The sequence below is a fragment of the Brevibacillus brevis genome, from assembly GCF_001039275.2.
Taxonomy (GTDB): Bacteria; Bacillota; Bacilli; order Brevibacillales; family Brevibacillaceae; genus Brevibacillus; species Brevibacillus brevis_C.
In genome coordinates, this window is record NZ_CP030117.1 from 4,553,243 (window position 1) to 4,579,342 (window position 26,100).

At 48.3% G+C, this 26,100-nt stretch carries 20 protein-coding genes; 5 read left to right on the plus strand and 15 right to left on the minus strand.

The annotated features are described in order from the left end of the window. Positions 1-24: 24 nt before the first annotated feature. A complete protein-coding gene (locus AB432_RS22035; protein ID WP_048034098.1) occupies positions 25-1,308 on the plus strand; it encodes an MFS transporter in 1,284 nt (427 codons plus the stop codon). Positions 1,309-1,418: 110 nt separating this feature from the next. Here the strand turns inward: AB432_RS22035 and AB432_RS22040 are convergent, their stop codons facing one another. Next, positions 1,419-1,919, minus strand: a complete 501-nt coding sequence (locus AB432_RS22040) for a C40 family peptidase (protein WP_048034099.1) — start codon at positions 1,917-1,919, stop codon at positions 1,419-1,421. A 450-nt stretch (positions 1,920-2,369) separates the two neighbouring features. Between AB432_RS22040 and trmB the strand changes: the two genes are divergently transcribed. Continuing rightward, a complete protein-coding gene (trmB, locus tag AB432_RS22050; RefSeq protein WP_048034100.1) occupies positions 2,370-3,014 on the plus strand; it encodes a tRNA (guanosine(46)-N7)-methyltransferase TrmB in 645 nt (214 codons plus the stop codon). Positions 3,015-3,382: 368 nt separating this feature from the next. Here trmB and AB432_RS22060 read toward each other — a convergent pair whose 3' ends face one another. The 8 genes from AB432_RS22060 to AB432_RS22095 form a co-directional block, all read right to left on the minus strand. Beyond that, a complete protein-coding gene (locus AB432_RS22060; protein WP_082195975.1) occupies positions 3,383-4,081 on the minus strand; it encodes a DUF977 family protein in 699 nt (232 codons plus the stop codon). Further along, complete coding sequence (locus AB432_RS22065; RefSeq protein ID WP_082195976.1) at positions 4,059-5,714, minus strand: ATP-binding protein; 1,656 nt, start codon at positions 5,712-5,714, stop codon at positions 4,059-4,061. Before AB432_RS22065 ends, AB432_RS22060 begins: the two co-directional genes overlap by 23 nt. Positions 5,715-5,792: 78 nt before the next feature. Continuing rightward, the gene (locus tag AB432_RS22070; protein ID WP_048034103.1) at positions 5,793-7,109 is read right to left on the minus strand and encodes a CitMHS family transporter; all 1,317 of its coding nucleotides are present in this window, start codon (positions 7,107-7,109) and stop codon (positions 5,793-5,795) included. A gap of 276 nt (positions 7,110-7,385) precedes the next feature. Beyond that, on the minus strand, positions 7,386-8,252 hold the full coding sequence (locus AB432_RS22075) for an ABC transporter permease subunit (protein ID WP_048034104.1): 867 nt from the start codon (positions 8,250-8,252) through the stop codon (positions 7,386-7,388). After that, positions 8,224-9,186, minus strand: a complete 963-nt coding sequence (locus AB432_RS22080) for an ABC transporter ATP-binding protein (RefSeq protein WP_048034105.1) — start codon at positions 9,184-9,186, stop codon at positions 8,224-8,226. The genes AB432_RS22075 and AB432_RS22080 overlap by 29 nt, the downstream gene beginning before the upstream one ends. A gap of 89 nt (positions 9,187-9,275) precedes the next feature. Then, positions 9,276-10,451, minus strand: coding sequence for an anti-sigma factor family protein (locus AB432_RS22085; protein ID WP_048034106.1), 1,176 nt, complete (start codon positions 10,449-10,451; stop codon positions 9,276-9,278). Continuing rightward, the gene (locus AB432_RS22090) at positions 10,448-10,996 is read right to left on the minus strand and encodes an RNA polymerase sigma factor SigX (RefSeq protein ID WP_053079612.1); all 549 of its coding nucleotides are present in this window, start codon (positions 10,994-10,996) and stop codon (positions 10,448-10,450) included. The genes AB432_RS22085 and AB432_RS22090 overlap by 4 nt, the downstream gene beginning before the upstream one ends. Before the next feature lie 101 nt (positions 10,997-11,097). Next, the gene (locus AB432_RS22095; RefSeq protein WP_048034107.1) at positions 11,098-11,808 is read right to left on the minus strand and encodes an AAA family ATPase; all 711 of its coding nucleotides are present in this window, start codon (positions 11,806-11,808) and stop codon (positions 11,098-11,100) included. 96 nt (positions 11,809-11,904) lie between these two features. Between AB432_RS22095 and AB432_RS22100 the strand changes: the two genes are divergently transcribed. Next, entirely contained in the window at positions 11,905-13,329 is a 1,425-nt protein-coding gene (locus AB432_RS22100) for a L,D-transpeptidase family protein (RefSeq protein ID WP_048034108.1), read from the plus strand. A gap of 143 nt (positions 13,330-13,472) precedes the next feature. Here AB432_RS22100 and AB432_RS22105 read toward each other — a convergent pair whose 3' ends face one another. The 4 genes from AB432_RS22105 to tkt form a co-directional block, all read right to left on the minus strand. Further along, positions 13,473-16,790 (minus strand): collagenase, encoded by a 3,318-nt coding sequence (locus AB432_RS22105; RefSeq protein ID WP_048034109.1) that lies wholly within the window; start codon positions 16,788-16,790, stop codon positions 13,473-13,475. 305 nt (positions 16,791-17,095) lie between these two features. Beyond that, complete coding sequence (locus AB432_RS22110) at positions 17,096-17,446, minus strand: hypothetical protein (RefSeq protein ID WP_007721499.1); 351 nt, start codon at positions 17,444-17,446, stop codon at positions 17,096-17,098. Positions 17,447-17,547: 101 nt separating this feature from the next. After that, complete coding sequence (locus tag AB432_RS22115) at positions 17,548-20,070, minus strand: PBP1A family penicillin-binding protein (RefSeq protein WP_048034110.1); 2,523 nt, start codon at positions 20,068-20,070, stop codon at positions 17,548-17,550. A gap of 170 nt (positions 20,071-20,240) precedes the next feature. Beyond that, positions 20,241-22,247: a transketolase gene (tkt, locus tag AB432_RS22120; RefSeq protein WP_048034111.1), complete on the minus strand. Its 2,007-nt coding sequence runs from the start codon at positions 22,245-22,247 to the stop codon at positions 20,241-20,243. A 129-nt stretch (positions 22,248-22,376) separates the two neighbouring features. Here tkt and AB432_RS22125 point away from each other — a divergent pair, with 129 nt between their 5' ends. Together AB432_RS22125 and AB432_RS22130 are read left to right on the plus strand one after the other, a co-directional pair. Beyond that, positions 22,377-22,532: a hypothetical protein gene (locus AB432_RS22125; protein WP_235617525.1), complete on the plus strand. Its 156-nt coding sequence runs from the start codon at positions 22,377-22,379 to the stop codon at positions 22,530-22,532. A gap of 15 nt (positions 22,533-22,547) precedes the next feature. Continuing rightward, entirely contained in the window at positions 22,548-23,006 is a 459-nt protein-coding gene (locus tag AB432_RS22130) for an NUDIX hydrolase (protein WP_048034113.1), read from the plus strand. Positions 23,007-23,069: 63 nt separating this feature from the next. On the opposite strand, the gene AB432_RS22135 is transcribed toward AB432_RS22130, so the two are convergent. Continuing rightward, positions 23,070-24,590, minus strand: coding sequence for an FGGY family carbohydrate kinase (locus AB432_RS22135; RefSeq protein ID WP_048034114.1), 1,521 nt, complete (start codon positions 24,588-24,590; stop codon positions 23,070-23,072). A gap of 24 nt (positions 24,591-24,614) precedes the next feature. Next, positions 24,615-26,084: an amino acid permease gene (locus AB432_RS22140; RefSeq protein WP_048034115.1), complete on the minus strand. Its 1,470-nt coding sequence runs from the start codon at positions 26,082-26,084 to the stop codon at positions 24,615-24,617. Between the last annotated feature and the right edge of the window lie 16 nt (positions 26,085-26,100).

Consider the following 26,100-nt stretch of genomic DNA (forward strand, 5'->3'; position numbering starts at 1 on the left):
TAATATTAAGGAGAGTGAATTTTCATGGAAGCTGTCCCCAAGCAAACTAACCTTCCGTCGGCGGATACATCCCGCTTGTTTTCGAAACCTTTTACCCTTCTTTGGATGTCCGCCCTTTGTTCCGGACTCAGTATCTCACTCTTTCTTTTCTCGCAAACTTGGTATATCATCCAGGTTTTATCTCAGGAGGCCTCATTAGGCATCGTATTTATGGCGGCAACCATTCCCAGGATCGTCTTCATGCTGATAGGCGGAACGCTCGCTGATCGGATGAGCAAAAAGAGTATCCTGTCAATCACGAGCATGTTGAAAGCATTTTTGATGCTGTTGCTTGGAGGAATCATCTTGTGGGGGTATTCCTCGCTTGCCCTGTTTGTTTGTTTCGCTTTCTTCTTCGGTACCATTGATGCCTTTTATTGGCCCGCTCAAAATTCGTTCATACCGTCAATCGTACCCTCTTCTTCCCTTTTGCGTGCGAATTCTGTGCTGCAAACGACAAGCCAAACCTCACAGCTGCTCGGTCCTGTTCTTGCCGGTTTTGTGATTGAGTGGGGAAGTTACCCCGTTTTATACGGCTTTGTGGGGTTACTTCTTCTCGTTGCAAGTGTATCTGCATGGTGCATGCCGAAACAGGAACAAGCTGTTCTTTCCAAGCCACAGCAAAGGCTCAAGGAATCTATACAGGAAAGCTTCTGTTATGTCAAACAATCGGATTTCCTTCCCTTGCTATTGACCTCCATCATCTGCCTGAACGTATTTTTGATGGGCCCCTTATACATCGGTTTGCCGATTTTTGTAGATCAGGTGTTAGCTGGTTCTACCCTACAGTACAGCTTTTTGGAAGGGGCACTCGCTTTTGGCATGCTTGCCGGGGCAATCGTGCTCGCACTCACGACACTGGGTCAAAACAGGTTGCAGATCACCTTTCTTTTCATGATGATGCAAGCGCTTGTCTTCTTTGCTTTTAGTCTCACTCAACAGTTCTGGCTCAGCTTGCTTATTCTATTTACGCTCGGCGTCACGTTTTCTCTCATTAATATTCCGATTCTCTCTCTTGTGCAGGAAAAGGTACCACAAGCCTCGTTGGGGAAAGTCATGAGTTTGGTCTCGCTTTCCTCTCTTGGTTTGCAGCCGATTTCACAGGCGCTGACGAGTCTTTTGATCGCATGCGGACTAACGGCCAAGGAGGTTATGCTGCTTGCCTCCATCCCTCTCTTCATTGCTTCCTGTTTCTTTTATTGGCGGCAAAAGAACGCACGGCCTGCAAAGAGATCCGATTGCGTTTTGCGCGAAAGCAAAAAGGGATGATCTGCAATGGATCATCCCTTTTCTTTCGTATTTACAAGACTTTCCTGTTCACTCATCGCAACTTTACCGCGTGCGAGACGTATTAGTAAGTAGAGAGCCAGACGAGTAGTTTACAAGACTCGCCGTGCCGAAACGAAGCGTTTCTCCCAGGACGTACCCTTAAAGGTCGAATACGTCACTCCCGGTTTTCCATATGTATGTAAGAGTTTGTTGTTGCCTGCATAAATCGCCACGTGTGTAATCCGTTTGGACGTCGTCGTTGTACTCGCCTTGAAGAACACCAGGTCTCCTTTTTTCAGGTTCGACTTGGACACACTCGTTCCTACCTTGGCTTGATCGCGAGAAGTGCGTGGCAAGCTCTTGCCGACTGCGACTTTAAAAACGCGCTTTGTAAAGGAAGAGCAATCAAATACGGCTGTGGTATTACTGCTCGCACCGAATTTATAAGGAGTACCCATATACTTTCTTCCCGTGGCAATGACCTTGTCCGCCTTGGATTGCGTCCACGCTGCCTCGGCTACATTTTGCTCTCCCGGCAGTGGAGCGACAATCGTTGTGACTCCCAATGCTACTCCCATTACGATTCCTATGAGGGCTTTTTGTAATTTCATGCTGTTCATCCTCCCTTTTCTTTTGAAAAAAGATCCCTGCTCAACAAGGGACCATTTTATGCAAAGTTTGGCTGACCTCTCACTTGTTCTCTACTTTACCAAAGCTCACACTCTATGAAATTACCAAAAACTTACCAAAAACTATTTTTCCAACTGGATACGATTACCGCTTGACGCCTTCACGCTTGATTTAACAGGCATTCCTCAAATTTTCAGTCTATTTCCTTACCAGAATGTCCCTCGCAAATTGGCAAAATTTATCCAGCCCCCTTTTGTTAAAACCCGCGTTCCATGCGACTTTTGTCCTAGATCCATTTACAAAAATCCCCTTTTGCCTCCCTTTTCACGTAATCTGCATTTGGAATCTCGCTTCCCTTTCTTCTCTCTCTACTTGCAACTAGCAGGGAGTCATCGTAAAGTAGATAGGAGTTCGTTTTGAAGGAGGCACATATGCGACTGCGTAACATTCCAGGTGCCGAAGCGGCCCTGAGAGAATATCCTACGTTCGTAGACAATCCCCTTTCCTATAAAGGAAATTGGAAGGAACGCTTCGGGAATAACAATCCGATTCACGTGGAGATCGGCTGCGGAAAAGGACGTTTCATTAATACATTGGCCGAGCGTCACCCTGACATCAATTTCATTGCGGTTGAACTGAAGGCGGAGGTCGTTCTGCGCGCTGTCCAGCGTACGGAGTACAAAGCTGTTCCGAATCTGGCTTTTGTCCAGTTCGACGCTTCCAAGTTGACCGAGTTGTTTGCCGATCACGAAATTTCTCGCATCTATCTGAACTTTAGTGATCCGTGGCCAAAAACCCGTCATGCGAAACGCCGTCTTACTTACAAAAGCTTCTTGAACACCTATCGTCAGGTGCTTGTGGCAGACGGTGAGCTTCATATGAAGACAGATAATGAGAACCTTTTTGAGTTTTCACTCAACCAATTCGCTGCGGAGCGCTTCCAGATGCGCAATATCACCTTTGACCTGCACCAGTCCAAGCTGGCAGCAGATAATGTGATGACGGAGTATGAGGAACGCTTTTCTTCTCGTGGGCAGCGCATTTATCGGGTGGAAGCGAGCTGTGTGATTAAGTAAATCTAAAATCCTATTGGTTTGAGTCAACATAGGGGAGGAGAAGAAAAAGCACAGTTCTCTTCGACTCTGACACGCCCGCATGGGGGATTTCACTGTCCGTCTCCACTTCCAAAAGGGGACCGTCGAGCCAAAGCCACCCTACGGGCGGAAGTTTCTCAGGGAAGAAGTGTTCGACAAGCGTGGTCCCCTTTTGGAAGTTCCGACTGGGTAGGCGTTGTCAAGGTCTGCGAGCCCTGCGCTTTTTCTTCTCGCTAGCTTTGTTGGTTCATCGGAACTTTCTAAATACTTGTCAAAAATCATAAGTACAAAAAAGACCCTCCACGCACTCAAGTAAGCTTTGGAACTTACTTGATGACGTGGAGGGTTTTTTATTCTTTTTGCCGCCCGACGCTCTTGTATACGCGCTCTGGACGTCCGACGACACCGTATGAAAGGTCTGCGATGGCGTCTCCTTTGGCTACCAGATATTCTAGGTATCGCCTTGCTGTTGAACGGCTAATGCCTGTTTCTTTGCTGACCAAATCGGTCGTGGCCTCCTGTGTCTGCATGAGAAAGCCTGAAATCTTGTCCAGAGTAATTTGGTCGATCCCTTTAATTGCCCTTGTCTCGGTAGTCTTCTTTTGGCCAGTCCGGGCAATGAGCTCATCGATTTGGGCTTGACTGATCTGATCGGTGTCTTTTTTCCAATCGCTTACCTTTTGCCTGAACTCCTGATAATTCCGTAACGTTTGTTGCAGACGCGCAAAGATAAGTGGCTTGGTAATAAAATCGAATACGCCATAGCGGATCGCCTCTACAACCGCATCCACTTCTTTGGCAGCAGTGAGCATGATGACATCTGTTGTAGGGAACTGCTCCTTTATGATCGATAAAAAATCGAGGCCGTCCATATCCGGAAAATAAATGTCGAGCAACACAAGATCAGGCTGCAAAATTTCCATTTGGTCCTTGGCTTCTTGCCCATTCGTAGCAATGCCAATCACCTCGTAACCCTCTACTTTTTCCACGAAGCGTCGGTTTACTTCTGCAATTCTCAGGTCGTCTTCAATAATGAGTACCCGTATCACCTCTAACGGCCTCCTTCCGTTCTGCCGTACGTGCATCCTTTGGTATCGTCACAGTAAAAATCGTTCCGCCTACCGGATTTCCCGTATGCGAAATACTGCCGTGTACATGTAAAACAGCATGTTTGACTAAGTGCAGTCCGTAGCCATGATTCTGCTGTTGTTTGGTAGAGAAGCCCAGTTCAAAGATTCGTTCAGCATTTTCTTCGGAGATGCCTGGTCCTCGGTCCTCTACCTCTATGAGCAAGACCTCTTCCATATTGAGCAAAAAGATCGTGATTTCTGGTGCAAAAGCGCCTGGTGCTTTTACAGCATCCATCGCATTATCTATCAAATTGCCAAGAATGACAATCAGTTGCGAGCGATCAATCGAGGCAGGAATGTCACGGAAGTTACTTTCCGGATCAATTTTCAATTCCACTTTGCGTTCGTTGGCTTGATTCAGCTTCCCGAGCAACAAGCCACCTATCAGCGGGTCAGGGACTTCTTGCATAATAAACGTCGTATTGTGGACATGCACATTTAGCTCAGCAGAGATCGTTTCAATGGCTTCCTGGTACGATTCAAGCTGGATGAGGCCTGATATGAGATGCAGTTTGTTGGAATACTCATGCGTCTGGGAACGAAGGACTTCCGCATACTCCTTCACTCGTGACAGCTCCTGTGTGACCTCGAACAGCTCCGACCGATTGCGAAAGCTCGCTACTGCACCCATAACATGGCGCTCCTTATCCATAATCGGGACCCGGTTCACGACTAATACATGCCCGTCCACATTTGTTTCGCGGTCAAATTCGGCTTTCCCTGTCTCAATCACCTCATGAAGGCCCAGCGAACGAACCAGCTCGTCCTGTTTGTCCATGATACTGTCTTTATCCTTCGCTTTCCCCAGCATATGGAGCGCGGTCTGATTTGCGAGCGTGATCGCTCCTTCCTTATTGACTGCCACAATGCCTTCGCGAATCGATTCCAGTACAGCTTGATTTTCCTGATACAATCGCCCGATTTGTTCAGGCTCCAAACCAAATATCGCTTTCTTTACATTTTGTGAAAGAACGAGCGTAGCCACCACACCCAAGAGCAAGGTGACGATGCCGATGACGAAGATTCGATTGCGATACGATTCGATCGTTTCATTTATATCCTCAAACAAAAATCCGACAGAAACGACCCCCATCACCTTTCCTTCCTCATCATAGATTGGAGTCTTTCCTCTGAGTCCGGGGCCAAGCGAACCGACGGTCTCCGAGATGATGGATTGCCCCTCAAATACTGCTTCGTTGTCGCCTCCCACCATCTTTTTGCCAATCTGCTCTGGATCAGGATGTGAATAGCGGATGCTTTGCAAATTTCCTACGGTGATAAATGCCGCATTCGTGTCCACACGTATTTTTTCCACGATTGGATTGATAATCTTGGCAGGATCTTCTGCGTCAAACGCCTGTTTGATCTCGGACATCTGCGCGACGGTCTTGGCGGTATGCAGTGCGCGCGTCCCGATCTCATGCTCCAATACGCCTGCCAGCATCTGTTCAAACATCGTACCGAGTATAACAATCACGCCAAAAAGGAGCGAGCAAATAATCAACATCAGCTTGCTGTGAAAACGCACATCGTTCCCTCCTCTTCTTCTCATTGTATCTCATTTCGCTTGATGACGAAAAAAGAGGCCATGAGCAGGCCTCTTTTTTTATTTCTTCCTTTTTATAGTTGACTAGAACGAGATGACTCCGGTAAGAAGAGCAAGCGCAATCATCACGATCGATGTTCCAAACGCCCATTTCAGGATGAACTTTTGGGTTTCCGCATAATCGACCCCAACCATTCCGATCAACAGGTATTGTGCTGCAAACAACGGGCTGAGTACATGCAGCGGTTGACCCAGGATGGAAGCGCGACCAATTTCCGCCGGATCGATTCCGTAAGCTGCTGCTGCATTCGCCAGGATTGGAACGATCCCGAAGTAATACGCATCGTTCGACATGAAATAGGTGAATGGCATGCTTGTCAGCGCTACGAGCAGAGGCATATGGGAGCCAAGTGAATCTGGAATCCAGGAAACGAGTGTGCTCGCCATCGCATCGATCATTTTCGTTTCGGTCAGGATACCTGTAAAGATTCCCGCAGCGAAAACCATGGACACGGTAGCCAGTGCGTTAGCTGCGTGGGCTGCAATTCGCTCTTTCTGATCTTGCATTTTCGGATAGTTAATAAACAGGGCAATGGCAAAAGCGAGCATGAACATTGTCGGCAATGGCAAGAAGCTCGTAATCAGACCGACCATCAAGGCTGCTGTCAACAACAGATTGAACCAGATCAGTCGCGGACGTTTCAGTGCAGCAGTCTCAGCAGTCTCATCCGTCGCCGCTACTTCCTGTCCTGCAAGCGATTGCAAATCTTCATCTGGTATCTCCATAATCCCCAGACGCTTACGCTCTTGTTTGCCCAGAATACAGGCTACGATCATCACCCACGCAATTCCGCCAATCATCACAGGAATAACAGGGACAAAAATATCGGAAACATCCATATGGAGTACACTCATGACACGGGCTGTCGGTCCACCCCAAGGCGTCATGTTCATGACACCGAGTGCGAGCATCGGCATGACTGCCAAAATCATCGGTCTGATTCCCAGCTTGCGATACAAAGGCAGCATCGCCGTAACGGTAATCATATAAGTCGTGGTTCCATCTCCATCCAGTGCAACCAAGGTAGCGAGAATCGCTGTACCTACAATAACCTTCAGTGGGTCACCCTTCACAATTTTCACGATTTTCTTAATTAATGGATCAAATAGACCTGCATCCATCATGACCCCAAAGTACAGAATGGCGAACAATAGCATAATTCCCGTAGGCGCAATTTTCTTGATGCCTGCAAGCATCATGTCGCCAATTTCTGTACCAAATCCGCTAATCAACGCAAAAACAACAGGAACAACAATTAAAGCAACTAATGCCGAAAGCCGTCTCGACATAATCAAGTACATGAAAACGGCTACCATGAGAAATCCAAGTAATGCCAGCATATCCTAGTTCCCCCTTGCAAGAATGCGCTTACAATGATGTTGTAGCAACCATGACGAATGCGCTTTCATATTGTGCTGTCATTATAACAATGTTCGTAAAAATCCGAATAGAATATGCGCATAAACTGTTTTAACCGCATTTCCTCTATTAACATCATAAAAATCACGAAATGCGCATATGGTGATCTGAGCTTGCATGTACATAAAAAAGAGGCCTTTCGTGAAAGGAAGAAAAGAAAAAGAACGGCATCAATCAGCCGTTCCCTCTTGTTTTTCTTATACATCTCGTTTTTGAAACACTCGAATGGACAGCCCCAACGCTACGACGCCATAAAGAATGGTGTAGATGAGCATGGCAGTACTCGGAGGCGAAGTCGTACCGAAAATGCCTTGCGAAGCAAAGGACAGCGGATCGTCAGCCGAATCAAATAACGAAAGTGTCGCTTGCCTGAACAATGAATCTGCTGGGAAGAGCAGACTGGAAATAATCCCGATGTTGGTAAGCGAGCTATTGCTAAAGACCGCACCGAGCTGCTCGATAAAGCCGCCAACGAAGCTGATCCCGTACAGAATGATCAGGATAATACCACCCGTCACCGTGGTGGTGATACTGCTTAAAAGCATAGCTACACAGACAAGAATGATCGGCATGCTAACGAAGAAAGCAGCTGCTTTCAGGATTTGGCTAGCATCCACCTGAACAGCCAGCATACCTTCCCCCACCCATTGGTTGATCGCCAATAATCCGGTAAACATCAGGAGTGCGTACAACCCCAGCATACTCGCTAACCCGAAAAATTTTCCCAGTACATATTTGTAGCGAGGGAGTGCTCGTGCCAGCCACGTATCGATTTGATGGCTTTCGATTTCAGAGGCAATGCTTCCTACACTGCTCAAAATTGCCAGGAGTGCCGTAATGACAGAGCCAAAGTACAAACCCATGCCCAGCATCTGCGTGGAGAGAACCTGCTTTTCCAACAATCTCTCCACGCCCGCGTCCCCTAACATATCCTTCATTTCTTTAACCGCATAGCCTGTGGCAAGTCCAAACAGCAACAGGAAGCCCAGCGACATGATCAGCGTAATCGTGAAAATACGCTTGGAGATCATTTCTCTATACGTGATTTTGATGATCGGCCACATGTCGTTCCCCCTCCTTTCTTTGTACCCAGTACAGGAATACGTCTTCCAGTGATTGCTGCTTGCGCACGACTTCGTGTACCCCAGCCCCGGATGCAATCAACTGTTGCAACAGAGCGGGTACCCGATCGTCCTGATCCAGCGTCATTAACCATGTATCACGCTCTTCCTCTTGTCTTACGAGACGACTCTCTGTGACGAAGGAAGGAAGCACGTTATGAAGACCTGCACTATCCTTGTCCACTGTCAATTCAATTTGTGGTTGGACGCTGCTCAGCTTTCGCCAGTCGCCATGTACGACCAGCTCACTGCGGTGAATGATCCCGACGTAGTTGCACACGCTCTCCATTTCACTCAGTAGATGACTGTTGAGAAAAATCGTCTTTCCCTGGTCACGCAGCCGCGCAATCAGCTCGCGTACTTCTTTTCGCCCGATTGGATCCAGTGCGGAGGTCGGCTCATCGAGAAAGATCAGCTCTGGATCGGACAAGAGAGCGCAGGCAATCCCGATACGCTGCTGCATGCCTTTGGAATAGCCTCGAATACGTTCACGCTCGCGTCCAGCCATTCCAACCAGCTCAACGACATTTTTTATCACGGAATTGCTCTCGCGATGTGTTAATCCACACAACTCGGCATGATGCTCCAAGAGCTGCTGGCCCGTCAACCAATCTGGATAGCGGAACAGCTCTGGCAAGTACCCCACCTTTTTCCTTGATTCTACACTGCCAATCGGCTGCCCAAGCATAACCGCTTTGCCATTCGTTGGGTGCAATAACCCGAGCATCGTTCGGACAAAGGTACTTTTACCCGCTCCATTTTGCCCGAGGAAACCAAATACGGAGCCGCGCGGTACTTGTAGCGTAATATTTTTGCAGCCAGCTTTCCCGTTATATTGCTTGGTCAACTCCCAGGTCTCTATCACATAATCTGACATCTCTTACCTCACTTTCTCCATTGCAAACGGGACAAAGCAGAGCCCTCCCTTTTCAGGAAAACTCTGCCATTGCCCCACTACTTGTTTACTTATTTCAGTTGATTTGCAAAATCCAACAGCCCATCCGCGTTCTTTTCGCTGCCTTCCAGCATGTGAATCTGTCCATCCTGCTGCCACATCAGATGCGCATTGTATTTACCTGTGATCAGCATTCCGTTTTGACCATTCACTTTTACTTCCTTCATCTTGCTCTCGCCGTCTACCATGTATGGCACAGGGAGGGTATGCTGCCAGTCTTCGATGCTAATCATCTGCCTTTTCACTTGATCTGGAATGAACGGCAGGGCCAAAAGTGTCTCGCGAAGCTGTGCCAGATCGATTCCCTCTGGTGCGCTTAGCTCAGGAGCGCCTACGACAAAGTAGCTAATATTATCTTTTCCGACAAGCATCCTGACCTGCTGCATCTGTGGAATCTTCAAGGAGAAGCGTTTGCCACTCAGCTTTTCATCAAAACGCGCCTCTACCTGCAATTGCGCCAGTAGCTTGTTTGCACGATCAGCATCGATTTCCATGTACATAGTGTAAGGAGAATTGACGTCTACGCTATCCACCGTGACATCTTTCGGCAGCTCAGGCAGCTTCACTCCAGCCTTTACAGCGGCTTCTTTGCTGTTGTAATAATGGTTTCTTTGTTCGAGCTTCTCTTGATCGTTTTCATCGATCCAGATTTTCCCGATCCCATTCAGTTCCATTTCGCCCACATTTCCGTTAGCGATCCATTGTTCGATCTCTTGCAGATCCTCTTGCGTCACTTTGACGAATTCAACTTTATCCATGCGGAAAATGGACAGAAAATCGTTCGCTGCTGCTTGTACTTGGGGGAAGGACAGGGACACAGCCAATACTGCTGCTGCCGAAGCACCTGTCACCCATCTTTTAGTTTGCTTGTTCATCTGATTCCAGCTCCTTCTGATTGTTGCTCGATTGGTTATCGCTTGTCGATCTTGTGCATTTGTGTTCGTCGGTTTCTCGATTGTTTGCGAAAAACGCTGCCACGCTGCTTCCGTATTGACCCTCACATCGTTTGTCTCGGAAAAAGCATGCTCCATCTTCTCACGCGTCCAACTATCCAAAGCGGACAGTTCGTCCAGCTGTGTACGGCAGGTTTCACAGTACTCCAGATGAAGCAGGAATTGCTTACTTTCTTTTGAGCTGCTTTCACCGTCCAAGAACGCCTGGACAAAGCCTGTATCGGCACATTTCATTCCTCTTCCCCCCTCATCCGGCCATAGATGGTACGAAATTTACTTTTCGCTCTCGCGAGGAGTGTTCCCACCGAGCTGATCTGCGTGCCAGTCGCTTTCGCCAACTCCGCATAAGGAAATCCGGAATATTTCATGACCAGCAAGGTTCGCTCCCGCTCGTCTAGCTCCTCTAGCACATCACGGACGACACTCTGGGACTCTTTTGCAAGCCACATCTCTTCTGAAGAAGGGCTGACATGTTCTTGCTCAGATGCACTTCGCTCTTGTCTTGCGTACCTGCGTTTTTCTGAACGAAGATAATTGTACGCTGCGTAGAGTGCGGACTTGGACAGCCATGCCGGGATATGTCCGATCACCGTGCGATCGGTATGGTAAAAGGAGAGAAATACATCCTGTGCAATATCTTCTGCCGTCTGCTGATCTTTCACAATTCGCATGATCTGTCTGACCACAAACGGATAATAGGTCGTAAACAATTCTTGAAAGGAATCTGTATGATCCTCTACTCGAGCACGGTTCATCACCAGGTTTGCTTGCACCTCCACTGGATTCCTCCTTCCTGCGTGCGCTATTGACGAATGCCTCTACTGCTTCGTTCATCTAATAGAAACCGCCAAGGAGATTTTTGTGACAGGAAAAATAAAAATTATTTTTCATCGAAAAATAGATCGGGCTTCTCCAGGAAACGACGCGTCAATTGATAGTGCTCTGTATCCCGATATTTCACCTCTTGAGCGGGCGATTCGTCAAAATTGAGGATAGTCGCTCCGGGATAACCCAACAAAATCGGCGAATGCGTCGCAATAATGAATTGGGCTCCTTCTTCTATCAAATCACGCATGAGATAAAGAAAAGCAATCTGCCGCTTGGGTGAAAGAGCAGCCTCGGGCTCATCCAGCAGGTAGATTCCCCTGCCGTTGAAGCGATTGGCAAACAGCGCGAAAAAAGATTCTCCGTGCGACTGCTCATGCAGCGAGCGTCCACCGTAGTTTTTATAGCTTTCGGAGCCCGTCTGATCTATATGACTGGCAAACTGATAAAAGCTCTCAGCCCGTAAGAAAAAGCCATTCGTTATTTTAGGAAGCCAGGAGAGGCGTATGTAGTCACCCAGACTCGCCTCCGAGCGATGCACTTCATAAAAATTGTTACGCGATCCGCCAGCCGTATGGAAACCACATTGATAGGCAACAGCCTCAAGCAACGTAGATTTACCCGAGCCATTCTCTCCTACAAAAAAAGTGACACTGCTATCAAGCTCGATTGCTTCCAACTTGCGCAAGGAGGGCAGGTGAAAAGGATATTCTTTCGTGTTCGGAAAATCCTCTCTCAGCAGCTTGATCGTTCGTAAATAAACCATTTTTGACCTCCACTCTCATTATTTTCCCGACTCCCGCCGATACATCCTTATAAGGGCGCCTTTTTAAACGCTCATTTATTTGGGGGAGAAGTATCCGTGGACAAGGTTTCCTTTCTTCAGGAAAAAAGTACATTTCATATGAAATATCCGGATCAGAGCGACCTCGCCTTTTACCGGTGGTATACGACTCAGTATCCAAACGAAGCCATCGGCTGGTTTCACCTTGGCCAAGAACGAGAAGCACAAGGCAACTCGGAACAGGCTCTCGAAGCGTACAGACGTGGTCTCGTATCCAAGCAAGGCTCGTATTACAACGAGACGCGTGATGCTTATCAAAGACTGCTGCGGGAGCGACAGCGCAATTCCTTGGGCAATCGAACACGTTTACTCTTGGCTTCGCTCTTGTTTCTCTATTTTCAATTCGCTTTTTCGCCCGGACCGTTGAGAGATGCGTCACCCAAGACAACGCCGCAAGCTGCCAAACAGCCCGTACTGACAACAGCCCAAACGCAGCCACATGTCGAGGTCATCGCAGTCCCTCCTACACTCAGTGCCCGTGAGCTATCTGAACAGGTCCGGCGCTATGTAGAGTCCCGGCGCCCTGCTCTTACGCAGCCTTTTACGGTGATGGTTGTCCCGGAAGTACCTGGTTCGCCGTTGTTCCGTCCCTTGCTGTTTTATCAGCCGCGCGAAGTCCGAGGCATCTTGCGTTACAATCCGACGAGTCGGACTGTTCTCAGTGAAAAATGGTGGGATAAACCTGTGCAGTTGGAACGAGAACCGACACTTGCCACAGGTAAGGCAGAACTCAAGGATGAGCAGCTAACCCTCCAGCATGTACTGATCTTGCGAAACGCCTTGTACCGCTATTATCAGCAAACGGGTACATTGCCTGCCCAACTGTCTGATCTGGCTGGCGCTTATCCAGGCAATTATTTGCCGCAAATTCCAGTACCACCAAAGAGACTTTTGTTAAAAAGCTATCCGTATCATCCCAAAGCCTTCTCGCCAGAGTCCGCATGGGACAGCTTGCGCAATGTGCTGCCGCTTCCCGGCTATCCGGAGCCAGTGGCGCCTTTCGAACCGTTACAGCTTCACTTGACTACCTCGACACATACGATGCAGCTCATCAGCGGTTCCCATCTGGTGCGCAGCTATCCCGTCGCCATAGGCAAAAACGGTTCAACACCCGAAGGCTACTATACCATTCAACAAAAAATCAATCAGCCCCGCGGACATGACAATATTTATGGAACGAGGGGCATGGTCTTTCAGGAGAGCGGGTATGCCATCCACGGGACAAATCATCCCGAGAGCATCGGCTCATCTGTTTCACTCGGATGTGTTCGCTTGTACAATGCCGCTGTCGAGGAGCTGTACACCTTTGTTTCATTGGGGACAGAGTTCATTATCTCCAATGCCCCGTCCTCTGCCCAGCCTTGGAGCAATCCTGTTCCATTCGTTCTCCCGGCTGGCCCTGAGGAAGAGACGCCACAAGTCATTTACAATTGGCTCCATTGATTCTTTGGTTACGTAAAGAAAAGACGTGCGGAACGCCATACCGTTACGCGCTGATTTTTACCAGACGCTTATCAAACGAAAAAAGCCCTTCTATCCCGTTTTTAAAAAAGGGGTAGAAAGGCTTTTTCCTTTGAATGGAGAGATTACTCTGCGTTCACGATCACTTTGTACGGAATCTTCGTGTTGTTATTGTTGTAGACCAACAAGTAATATTTCCCTGGTTTTGCCTCAAATTCTCCCGTCAGTTTCTTACCTGTGTTTTCGGGGTAGGCGAAATACGTTTCGAGATCATCTTCATGAAACACCACCCAGTTTAAGCCTTCGTCCTTCTCGCTGCTCACCGTAACTTGAACGATCCCTTCCTCTTCAACCTGAATGATATACGTGTCCTTGTCATCTATACGATCGGTTTGACCACTTATCTCTTCGCCCAACTGTAGCGCATTCGCGTCATCGAATGAATTGTTCGGCTCCGTTTCGGTTGGTTCTGTTTCTTCTTCTGGCAATTCCGCGGTTACTTTGTATGGAATGGTTTCACCGTTAAAGTTGTACACGGACAAATAATAGGTACCCGGAGTTGCTTCAAACTCACCGGAAAGCGTTTTTCCTGAGGTCTTGGGGTAAGCGAAATAATTATGCAGATCATCCTCGTGGTGAACGACCCAGTTCAAACCAGTATCGTGCTCACTCGTTACGTTGATTTTCACCGTTCCGTTGCTCAATACCTTCAAGGCAAAAATGTCCTTGTCGTCTTGTTTGCTTGTTTGACCACTCAACTCCACATTGCTTTTCAACCGATTTGCCTCTGAAAAGCTGTTGTTTGGCTCTTGTTCCTTTTCCCCAATTTCTCCACCCTGCTCCTCGATCGTAATTGTAATCGATTTCGCAGTAACGGCTCCTTTGTTATCCGTTACTCGTAGCTTCACGGTATATTCTCCCTGATTTTCGTAGACATGCATAGGATTGGGATCACTGCTGCTTTTGCCATCTCCAAATTCCCACAGATAAGATACGATGCTGCCATCCGGATCGGAGCTTCCGTTACTGCTAAACGTCACTTCCTCTTTTACGGCTGCTTTTGCCGGGCCGTTCATGACAATAACAGGCGGCTGATTCTCTCCATTTCCTTGTTCTGGAAGTATCCCGTGGAACGTGACATCATATTCAAACTGATTGGACGCATTTACTCTGTAGTTGGTAAAGTAGGCGGTTACGGTTTTGTAGCCGTTCCATGGATGAGAAGTAAGCGTGGTTAAAAACTCGTCTGTGATGCGACTCATCGTCTCCCAGTCTTGCTTCTCCCCTTCTGCCTGCGTACCCGTGTACGTGCCTGTTAACGTAAAGGTTTGGAAGAACTCTGAACCGTGCCTTTTGGTAGATACATTTTGCAATCCGGTGACATCTTCAATTTCCTGAAAGATTTCTGCACTTGCTTTAAGGTCTGGCGGGACCAGATAGTCGTCCGACACCAGCGGCACGGTCAGATCAGGATAGCTGTCTACCAACGATTCCATGGTACGGTGGTAATCCCGATTCAGCTCTGAATCATTGCTGAGCGTACGGATTAACTGGTCATAACCATCCACGTTATTGGCCTCTATGTAATCCATGATATCATCGAGCTTGTTCCAGTCCTCTTTCATCATGTGATACTGCAAGGCGTATGAATACGTATAAAAGTCCCATGTGCCGTAGCGTGCGTGCAAAGTTTGAGAGGCCGTATACCAATTATTTTGTCCAAAGCGAATCAGATTGTTGACCATGGATTTTCGAGGCAGAACACCTGTTGTTCGCGTGGAGCCTGCAAAGAGCTCCGCTCCGCCTTCTTCAAACCATGACAGTCTCTCATCTCTGTAAATCGGGCCTTCATTCCACAAGCCAGGGATAGCGTAGCGCCCCTGCAAATAGTGCGTGAATTCATGGCGGAACAATTCTTCCAGTGTGTACGTACTCTGCTGCGGTGTTCGCTCGTAGGTGAAGAAGGTTCCTTTCCCCTCGATATACATGCCTCCGTTGTCCGTTTCATAGCCGTACAGGGGGTTGTTCATCTTGTACTCTGAAGGACTATTGTAAAGGACAATGGTCAAAATATCGTCGGGGTTCCCTTCCTCCATCGGTTCATCTCGTCCTGCCATCCGATGAAACTGAGCTTTTACCTCTTTTGCCGCCCAATATAACCGTTTGACTTTTTCTTCTGTGACATCACCGCCTGTTTTCATGACGACGCTCCCGTCATCAAATGTGTACTCTTTGGGCAGATACTTTTCCATCGCATCCTCACGAATCTTGTTGAACTGAATGTCCCTTCCCTGCGCATCTTTTCCGCCATAGACCGTCTGGATCAGCTTCGCTACCTGCATATACTGTAGTCCCACATACGGATAAAGCTCTAACGCTTCTGTGAGGACCTCGTTACCCTTATTCGGATTGGAATGGTATTCTCCCAAATAAGCACTGTGATAAAAACCATTGTCGAGGACCCATTCTTTCGCTTCATCTGTATCGCCATGCAAGGCGAGATTTCCCAGCTCGTTCAGATACGTATCTATTTTGCCGTAAAACTCCTGTTGCTTGGTTGGTTCATCCACTCTCCACATCAGAATATAGCTAAACTGGCTCATGATACGGAAAACAGCATCACCCGCACTCCGCTGCGTAATGAAAGTATCCATTTGTTCTTCATATTGACGGATGATCGGTGCAGCTTTCTCCACGAGGGAAGCGCTTACAAAAGTGTTTCCGATGAGTCCACCAAATGCACCTATCACCTCATTTTGAGCATCTGTCCCTAATTTGAAATTCGGATTGTCTGCAATGGCATGCAGAGCAGGGAACACTTTTTGATGCTCACTTCTCTGATTGAGATAGGATAATTCCTGATGGTAGTACCCGAGGTAATATCCAGAGCGAAGCACCTCAACCAAGGTGTCAATTCCTTTAGAATCGCTGCTGGAGTATTGTGTGCCTCTGACTTGCAATGCGTCAATGATGGCCTGAACGCGCTGACGATCGTTATAAAAGGCATACGAATCGGGGGTAAAGTCGAATAGTTCAGGAATCTGCTCCCAGTTGATCGTCACCAGTACATTGACTAATTCGTCGTAGCTGAGCTTGTTCAAATCTGACATCGTGTACTTTTCGACATTTGCCTCCATGCTCCGCTGCTGTTCGTTAGAAGACTCTTGCTCCTCTACACTCCAGATTGGCTCCACTGGATGCGGATATTCCCCTGCTTCATCACTGGATTGATGCTGAAACGAGGTGATTGGGTCCAGCTTCCTCTCCACAGGTTTTCCTGAAGGCGGAACGTTTTGACTCCCATCCCTAGCGAGCGCACTTGAATAATCTTTGACTGCCAAGGCTTGGACAGGAGTTCCAACCGTCCCCAATAGAAATGATGTCGAGAGAAGGACACCAGCCATTATGCGGCCTGTGTGTGCCGTGTGACGCTTTTTCTTCATGAATGAGCAAACCTCCTTTGAATGGAAACCGCATTTTCGTTTGTTGCGTGGAAGCCGTATTTGGATTGGGCAAGTTCACCTTCTCTCCATTTGGAATGTAATAAAATACACGCTGTTAGAATTGCAATTATGGTGCCAATACATATTACTGAAAAGAAGAAGGAGAATGTATACATTTTTTTACAAAAATTCATGAACATGTATGAAATGTTAGACACTGTGACTATCAAAAGTGAGTTTTGCTTCGCGCACGCAAAAAAGCGCGTTCCCGCAAGTGGGAACGCGCCATGTTTTTACGATCACATTTATTTTTCTTCTTCCAATTCTCTCATCGATTCTTCTTGTTCTTCTTCCGGGTTCCAATAATCGAGCACTTTTCCTTGCAGAACCTTGCCTTGAATGAATTCTACCTGCTGCTCACTGAAATCCTCTGTCCACTCAATACCCAATTGTTCAGCTAGACGTACGACGGTCAGCAATTCTGACCAAGCCACGTAACGTTTGTACCAGAAGAACTGTGGCTGTTCGTTCATGTATGGGTAAAGATCATCGAAATCGGTGTGTTTACAGTCAAGAGCTCGCTCAAAATTCACCTTGGTTTGGCGTAACTGTTCTTTGAAAAATGTGGGTAGATCTCTTTGTGCGTAGCCAGACATGGACTGTCCCCCCTGTCTCCCGATTTATTGGTATTGTACCACGCGAAAGAACCTGTGCAAATAGTCGAATCGGTTTTGAATCGTTCTTGCTGGGCTAATCTTTAGCCGTTTGATGCATCTGGGAACTGGTTCTGCCCCTCCTCTTGTGGAGGTGGCGGTAATTGAATTTCATTGGAGGAACCATTTGTCTGACTAGGATCTGGATTCACAATGTCCGGTGGAACCTCACCTGTTCCCGGATTTGGCGATTGCCCACCATCTCCATTATTTGTATGCTCACCAGCTTCTCCGGTACCTTGGTCAGGTGGATTTTCACCGTTTCCATTTTCGGTACCACCCGGATTCTGCCCCTGATCGTTGCCTTCCTCGTTATGACCAGGATCTCCATTAAGCATATTCTCCAGCTTTTTGGAGTCGATTGGGACTTCTTTTGAAGGTGTGCCTTCCTCGCCTTGTGCATTTCGCGGAACGACTTGATAACGATACTGTTTCGGACTATCCAGGACATCTACATAAGAGGTTTCCTTCATACCCGCAGAGATGAGCTGTCTTTCGCCGTTTTCGCTAATGCGGTACAGATCGTACGTATTGCCGTCAGCTCCACCAATCCAGCTAAGCACGACCATCAATTTATTCGTACTTGGGTCCAATGACATGTCTGCAGCCATTTGGAGCTCTGGTTCTACTTCCACCTCTTTATGTTCTACCGCTCCTGCTGGTCGAACGAAGTCCGATGACGGTACACCTTTTAAGGCTGTTGCCAACACTTTGGAGAACATTTGTGCCGTCATGCTACTTCCTTGATGCATCAAATGCTGTTTGTCCTCCGGATCGAAGCCCATCCAAACGGCACCGACATATTCCGGAGTATATCCAACGAACCAAGCATCCTTGTTTGCTTTACTATCTCCTGCAATCGATTGTGTCGTACCGGTTTTACCTGCAACATGGCGGCCAGAGATACGCGCTGCCTTCCCTGTACCTTCCTGAACCGCTCTCTCCAGCATGGTGTGAATCTCCCAAGCTGCTTCCGGCTTCAGTGCCTCAGTTTGTTTAGGCTTATATTCACGGACAACACCCTCGTCCTTGTTCTCCACCTTCGTGATCGAGTGCGTCTCAGACACTACCCCTCCATTGACAAAAGGCGTGTACGCCTGAGCCATTTCCAACGGGGACGTACCTACACTCAATCCCCCAAGGGCGATTGCCAGGTTTCGATCGTTCGGAGTCAGCTCAATACCGACTTTCTTGAGGTATTCCAAGCTTTCTGGTACACCAATTTCATTTAACAGCCATACCGGCGGGATATTCGCGGAGTCGATCATCGCCCGGTTCATGCTCATTGTTTCCGTGTATCGGTTATTGTAGTTGCGCGGCTCATAGCCATTGAAGCTCTGCCTTTTGTTACTCAACTGCGAATTCGAGTTCCATTTGTTAATATCTTTATTTACCGCCGGAGCGAACACCGCAATCGGCTTAAAGCTGGAGCCCGGCTGACGCTTCATGTCTGTCGCATAGTTAAAGCCTTTTGGCGCATAGTTGCGTCCGCCCATCATCCCGGCAATTCCGCCTGTTTTCGCGTCGATGACAATCATCGATGATTCTACACCGCGCTTGGCGCCGTCTTTCGGGAAGTTTTTGGCATTGGCATATTCCTCTACCATGGCATCCTGTACTTTCGGGTCGAAGGTCGTGTAAATGTTCCAGCCCCCGCGGTACAGTTCTTCTTCTGTCACGCCGAACTTGGCTTCGGATTCTTCTACCATATTGTCAAAAAACGCGCGATAGCCTTTTTTCAAGCTCGCACCCGCTACTTCATGCGGCTCTTTCGGCAACGGCTCTGCTTGAGCTGCCTCTTTTTGCTCATCGGTAATGATTCCTTGCTCATGCATCAGTCGAATGACGGTATCTCGACGCAGTTTCGCCTTTTCTGGATTGTTAAAAGGTGAATAAGTGGTCGGTGCTTTTGGAATAGCTGCCAGCATCGCTGCTTCCGCAACGGTAAAGTTCTCATCGCTTACCGATTTACCGAAGTAGTACTGGGCAGCATCCTCTACCCCAAATTCCCCTTCGCCCAAATAAACGCGGTTCAAGTACATCTCTAAAATTTGATCCTTGGAGTACTTGCGCTCCAAGCCAATCGCGATACTCATTTCTTTTGTTTTACGCCAGAACGTTTGGTCTAGGGTGAGAAAGACGTTTCTTGCCAGCTGTTGGGTAATGGTACTTCCCCCTTCAGCTAACGATCCTTTTTTAATATCATTGACGATGGCGCCACCGATCCGAACCATATCGACGCCCTTGTGTTCGTAAAAGCGCTTATCCTCAACAGCGAGGAAAGCATTGATTAAAGTCTTTGGCATTTCATTAATCGGTTTGTATACACGGTTTTTCTGACGAATCAGACTCGTCATCTCTTTCCCGTTTTTGTCGTATATGACAGTTGGTTCTGCTTTCAAGTCCTGTAGCTTTTGTACGTTTTGCTCAATCATCCGGTCTCCCGCATACAACAGGGCGAAGTAGCCTCCGATCACACTAAGGAAAAGGAATATTGCAAACGATACGGCAATCATCAGCAAGTTGTTCTTTTTCTTCCTGACTTTCTTCTTGGCCTTTGTTGCCATTATTTACCTCCTGATTTTCTCTCTCTCCCCCACATCTTATATAGACGGTCCCATTTCAAAAAAGTTTCTGTTTTGGGTTGTAGTCTATCATTCCATACAAAATTCCGTTTGTCACTGGAAAAGCCTATCTCCTGAAACAGAAGATAGGCTTTTTCCTAAAGGTCTACGATTTATTTCAGCAGTTTTTCTGCTTCAGCCACAACATTTTCTACCGTGAAGCCGTATTCCTTCATGATGCGCTCGCCTGGTGCAGATGCGCCAAACTGATCGATTGCGATGACTGTACCGCTATCGCCAGCGTAACGCTCCCACCCCATTGGAGAGCCCATTTCTACCGCCACGCGTGCTTTTACAGCCGGTGGAATCACAGCGTCGCGATACTCTTTCGGTTGACGCTCGAACAGGTTCCAGCTCGGCATGGAAACAACGCGTGTTTCAATACCTTTCGCGAGGAGTTGCTCACGCGCCTGCATCACGAGGGATACCTCAGAACCCGTTGCCAACAGGATGAGCTGCGGGTTGCCGCTTGGCGCGTCTGCGAGAACATACGCACCTTTGCTCACGCCTTCTGCCGCTTTCTCCATGGTCTCAGGCAGAACTGGCAGGTTTTGACGAGTCAGTACCAGAACGACTGGCTCATCTGTACGGGATACAGCATATTTCCAAGCCTCGTTCGTCTCCACTGCATCAGACGGACGAAGAATGGTCAAGCCTGGCATCGCACGCAAGGAAGCGAGTTGTTCAATCGGCTCATGCGTCGGTCCGTCTTCACCAACTGCGATTGAGTCATGTGTAAATACGTAGACAACTGGCTGCTTCATCAGTGCAGAGAGGCGAATCGCCGGACGCACGTAGTCGGAGAACACGAAGAATGTACCGCCGTATACTTTAACGCCACCGTGGAGAGCCATACCGTTGAGGGCTGCACCCATCGCGAATTCGCGAACACCAAACCAAATGTTACGGCCATCGTAAGAACCTGGCAAGAAGTTGCCCGCTTCTTTAATCACTGTGTTGTTGGAATGTGCCAAGTCAGCAGATCCGCCCAGGAAGAATGGAACGCTGTTTGCCAATGCATTGATCGCATTACCGGAAGCAACGCGTGTCGCCAGCTTTGCACCAGCTTCATACGTTGGCATATGGTTGTCCCAACCAGTAGGCAGATGGCCTTCTTGTGCAGTCGTAAATTGCAGTGCCAGTTCCGGATACGCTTTTGCGTAAGCTGCAAACAGGTCACGCCAAGCAGCTTCTGCTTTTTCTCCAGCGTCAGCCAAGCCAGCATAGAAATCAGTCACTTCTTGTGGTACGTGGAACTCACTTTCATGGTGCCACTCGTAGTTTGCTTTTGTCAGCTTCACTTCGTCTTTTCCAAGCGGAGCGCCGTGAGAAGAGCTGGAGCCGCCTTTGTTCGGGCTTCCGTATCCAATGACGGTTTTTACTTCAATCAAGGTAGGACGATCCAAATCTTTTTTCGCTTCTGCGATAGCCGCGTCAATAGCAGCCAGATCATTGCCGTCTTCTACGCGAATGTATTGCCAACCATACGCTTGGTAGCGACCCGCTACGTTTTCAGAGAAGGAACGGGAAAGCTCGCCATCCAGAGAGATATCGTTCGAATCATAGAGCACGATCATTTTGCCCAGTTTCAGGTGAGCAGCCAGAGAAGAAGCCTCGCTGGATACACCCTCCATCAGGTCACCGTCGCCGCAGATTACGTATGTGTAATGGTCAACGATGTCAAAATTGTCGCGGTTGTAAACAGCTGCCATGTGCTTTTCCGCCATCGCCATACCGACAGCCATCGCGATCCCTTGTCCCAAAGGACCCGTTGTCGCGTCGACACCCGCCGTGTGTCCAAACTCAGGGTGACCAGGTGTTTTGCTGCCCCATTGACGGAAGTTATGTAGGTCTTCCAGTGAAACATCGTATTTCATCAGATGCAACATCGAGTATAATAGCATAGAGCCATGTCCAGCTGAGAGGACAAAACGGTCACGGTCAATCCATTTTGGATTGCTCGGATTTACTTTCATAAAGCGGCTCCACAGTACATGTGCCATAGGAGCTGCACCCATCGGCATTCCCGGGTGACCGGAATTCGCCTTCTCGATGGCATCAATTGCCAGCGTGCGAATGGTATTAATGGATAGCTGATCAACAGACGTTTGCTGAGTCATCTCGCAAAATCCTCCCTGCGTTTTCTAGAAATTACTACCGAGAATCAAGTAAAAACACACTGTGCCATTATAGCATAGTTCCCATTTATAATCATGTTCGCTTTGCATGAATTAAGGAGGTCTTTTTCAATGAATTGGCTGTATCTTACTATCGGGATCGTTTTAGGTGTTGCTGGAATTGGTATGCTGCTCTTTGCCTTGACCAGCTCTCCGATTTTGAAAAAAAACAGAATGGAACGCCGTAGACAAGCTGCCGAGAATCATCGCCCGGAAGAATATCATTAATAGAGGAGAATTCGCATGCAAAAAGAGCGCTTCTCGATGCAGGTAGCCGTTCACCTTTTCCTGGTGAAGGATGCGCAGATCTTGTTATTACGTCGCTACAATACCGGCTACGAAGACGGCAATTACAGTGTTCCCGCTGGACATCTGGATGGGAATGAAGAAGTTAAGACTGCCGCGATCCGCGAGGCCAAAGAAGAATGCGGAATTGACATCGATCCAGCGAGCTTGGAGATGGTAGGCGTCATGCATCGCCGCTCTAATGATGAACGTATCGATTTTTTTGTCGCTGCCACAAAATGGCGCGGAGAAATAGTCAATGCCGAGCCGAATAAATGCGATGAGCTCGTATGGGTGGACATGGATAAATTACCCCCGAACATCATTCCTTATGTGAGACAAGCTCTCTCGAACTTTAGACAAAAGCAGTGGTTTGACAGCTTTGGCTGGGAGCCTGCGCTCGAGTTGAAGAAGTAAAAAAAGCAACCAATCCGCCAAAAGCATTGTGCTCGCTTTGGCAGTTGGTTGCTTTTTTTTACGTTATCCTTCGCTTACCTGTAACAGAAGGTGAACCGCCTTGTTCCAACGCCCACGCAGTCTATTCCTCACCGATTCATCAAGTGTCGGTTCATAGCGACGCCCTACCTTCATTCGCGCTTCCAATTCTTTCACCGACCACCAGCCGCACTCTTCCCCGAGTAGAAACGCAATCCCCATCGCTGTTGTTTCATTGATCTGCGGCACCTCTACCGGAACACCCAGCAGGTCTGCCTGAAACTGCATCAAATACGGATTATCCGTCAAGCCGCCATCTACCCGCAAAACGGAAATCTTTTGTCCGACTGCCTGTTCCATTGTGACAAACACATCCGCTACACGGTGAGCGATCCCTTCCAGCATCGCTTTTGCCAGTAGCGGTCGGTCAGTATGCTGGGAGAGTCCGAGAAACACCCCTCTCGCCTCCGAGTTCCAGTACGGTGTGCCGATCCCATTCAATGCCGGGATAAATAAAAGGTTGGTTGGGGCTTCTCCCTTTTGCAGTTCTTCATACCACTGCTCCGACCATCGTTGCAGCTCGTCTATATCCTGATACAGCCCAAGCTGCTCTTTTCCCCATTCGAGAGCTGACCCCGCCGCATAAACCGCGCCATCAAGCGCATAAGTATGTTGCCCCCCGCGTTTCCAGACGAGCGTCGTCAAAAGTCCGCTCTCTTTCGTAGCAGGCGGCTCGTTTCCGACGTTCATGTAAGCGAAGCAGCCCGTGCCATACGTACATTTGGACATACCCGGCTCAATGCAGAGATGACCGTAAAGGGCCGCTGGTTGATCCACCTGGCTGACGAGAATCGGTGCTTGGATGCCGCAAAATTTATCCGGATTCGTCCTACCAAAAGAACCAACTGTTGGACGAACCTGCGGTAGCCAGTCTTCCTCTATTCCCAAATACCGCAATATTTCCTCATCCCATTTCCCCTGCCGATGAGCAAACAACAGCGTTCGAGCAGCAGTGGAAGCATCGGTTACATACGAGGCGCCTCCTGTCATCTGCCAGATCAGCCAAGAGTCAAGCGTGCTGCAATAAGCCTGCCGCTGTCGGATCTTTTCTTGCACCAGAGGCACTTCCTCCATCATCCACCTGATTTTCGTCGCAGAAAAATATGGGTCAATCAAAAGTCCGGTCTTCTCGGCCACCTTCTGTGCCCATTCGCCATCCTCCTTCCAACGCTCTGCGATTTGATCGGAGCGACGGCAGGACCAGACAACAGCCGGATAAAGCGACTCTCCGCTTACCGAATCCCAAAAGAGGACCGTTTCCCCCTGATTGGCCAGGCCTACCGCTTCCACCTGCTCAGGTTCGGTACGTCCCTTGAGCAGCACGTCGGCCACTCCCATCAAGACCTTTTCCCAGATCTCCTCCGGGTTATGCTCCACCCATCCGGACTGTGGATAATATTGTGCGTGCTTCTGATAGCTTTCAGCAGCAACCCGTCCATGGTGATTTACCAGCAGCACCCTGGTCCCAGTTGTCCCCTGATCAATCGACAGCAAATACTTCTCCATACTGCAGGCTCCTTTTTCATTATTCTAGGCGGAATGATCTTCTTTCTCTTCATCAAATCCGAATGTTCTGTCTTTTATACCGATACGGCCCTCCATAATCCCTTTGCGGAACAGCAGATGATACAAAATGACACCTATAGCCAGCAAGGTAGCTGCCACGATCGCTACGCTATGGAAATTTTCCGGAATGGTCAGGATGCCAATTTCAAAGATCAGCCATGCGATCGCAAGGAAAGTGAGCGGTGTGCGCCACTTGCCCAGGTCAAAGTACTTCGATTTGGGCAGTTCCTTGCGTTTCCATGCATAAGCAGCAATCGTTGTCAGATAGAGAAGGGCTGGCAGTACCGAGGTGGCTCCTACCAGAAGGGTCAGGGAATCGGCGAATAATACAGCGAGAATACCTAGCACTAAAACGAGTAAAACGGCGTTTGTTGGTACCGAAGTCTGAGGTGATACCTTCTTGAAGATGGAGGAAGCGAAGAATACATTGTCACGTGACAACGCATAGATGAGTCGGGAAGCGGAAGCCATGATGATCAAGCCGCACGCGAAGATGGAAATGAGGCAAAGCACCAGAAAGAAGCTGGATACAGCGGAGCCAAGACTTGTTTGCAATATGTACGGAATTGGATTCGCTGCACCGAGCACAGTCGGCAGATCCGTAATGGCAACAGAAATCACGATCAACAGTAAGAAACCAATCACACCACTCAGTAATACGGATAAAATCATGGCACGAGGCACCGTTTTCTTCGCATTGATCGTCTCCTCGGAGAGATTCGCAGCAGCCTCGAAGCCTACCAATGTAAAGGAACCCATCAGGGCAGCCATGATAAAAGCGCCTAGGTACGAACCGTCCGATTGAGTCGCAGCCGTACCGATATCGGTCAGCATGCTCCAATTTGCCCCGTTGTACATCACAACTGCTCCCAGCACCACAACGATCCCAACCATACCGATCACTTCCGTGTACACGGCGATATCATTAATGCGAGTAGCCAGCTTCACTCCATAAATGTTTAATAAAGCTTGTACGACTAGCGTACCAATCACGATCCAGACCAGTGTCTTGGAGCCTGTATCCCAGCCAAACATCTCGGCAATAATGGGAGCCAGCGCATAGTCGACAGTTGGAACTACGATAACGAGAAAGCAAAAGGCAATCCAGCCAGCAAACCAACCCAGCCCCGGGTTGGCAAGACGTGTCACCCATTGATAGGAATAGCCGCTCAATGGAATTCGTCCAGCCAGCTCTGCAAAAATAATGGCTACTAACAAATGCCCAATGGTTACAATCGGCCAGGTCCAGATACCAGCCGGCCCAGCTGTACTAAGCACAAATCCATAATTGCTAAAAATGCCTGTGGTAATGGAAATAAAAGAAAACGCGACGGCAAACGAACTGAACAGTTTTAATGTCCGTCTCAATTCTTGCTTATAATGATACGTTTGCATATCTTGCGAATCATTTGCTTGTACCGATTGTTTCACCATGGATTGCCTCCCTCAC

Coding starts and splice junctions, on each gene's coding strand:
- AB432_RS22085 (WP_048034106.1), bottom strand. CDS start 10,451: ATGAAATGTGCCGATACAGGCTTTGTCCAGGCGTTCTTGGACGGTGAA.
- trmB (WP_048034100.1), top strand. CDS start 2,370: ATGCGACTGCGTAACATTCCAGGTGCCGAAGCGGCCCTGAGAGAATAT.
- AB432_RS22040 (WP_048034099.1), bottom strand. CDS start 1,919: ATGAAATTACAAAAAGCCCTCATAGGAATCGTAATGGGAGTAGCATTG.
- AB432_RS22065 (WP_082195976.1), bottom strand. CDS start 5,714: ATGAGAAGAAGAGGAGGGAACGATGTGCGTTTTCACAGCAAGCTGATG.
- tkt (WP_048034111.1), bottom strand. CDS start 22,247: ATGACTCAGCAAACGTCTGTTGATCAGCTATCCATTAATACCATTCGC.
- AB432_RS22140 (WP_048034115.1), bottom strand. CDS start 26,084: ATGGTGAAACAATCGGTACAAGCAAATGATTCGCAAGATATGCAAACG.
- AB432_RS22130 (WP_048034113.1), top strand. CDS start 22,548: ATGCAAAAAGAGCGCTTCTCGATGCAGGTAGCCGTTCACCTTTTCCTG.
- AB432_RS22125 (WP_235617525.1), top strand. CDS start 22,377: ATGAATTGGCTGTATCTTACTATCGGGATCGTTTTAGGTGTTGCTGGA.
- AB432_RS22075 (WP_048034104.1), bottom strand. CDS start 8,252: ATGTGGCCGATCATCAAAATCACGTATAGAGAAATGATCTCCAAGCGT.
- AB432_RS22135 (WP_048034114.1), bottom strand. CDS start 24,590: ATGGAGAAGTATTTGCTGTCGATTGATCAGGGGACAACTGGGACCAGG.
- AB432_RS22115 (WP_048034110.1), bottom strand. CDS start 20,070: ATGGCAACAAAGGCCAAGAAGAAAGTCAGGAAGAAAAAGAACAACTTG.
- AB432_RS22080 (WP_048034105.1), bottom strand. CDS start 9,186: ATGTCAGATTATGTGATAGAGACCTGGGAGTTGACCAAGCAATATAAC.
- AB432_RS22105 (WP_048034109.1), bottom strand. CDS start 16,790: ATGAAGAAAAAGCGTCACACGGCACACACAGGCCGCATAATGGCTGGT.
- AB432_RS22110 (WP_007721499.1), bottom strand. CDS start 17,446: ATGTCTGGCTACGCACAAAGAGATCTACCCACATTTTTCAAAGAACAG.
- AB432_RS22035 (WP_048034098.1), top strand. CDS start 25: ATGGAAGCTGTCCCCAAGCAAACTAACCTTCCGTCGGCGGATACATCC.
- AB432_RS22095 (WP_048034107.1), bottom strand. CDS start 11,808: ATGGTTTATTTACGAACGATCAAGCTGCTGAGAGAGGATTTTCCGAAC.
- AB432_RS22070 (WP_048034103.1), bottom strand. CDS start 7,109: ATGCTGGCATTACTTGGATTTCTCATGGTAGCCGTTTTCATGTACTTG.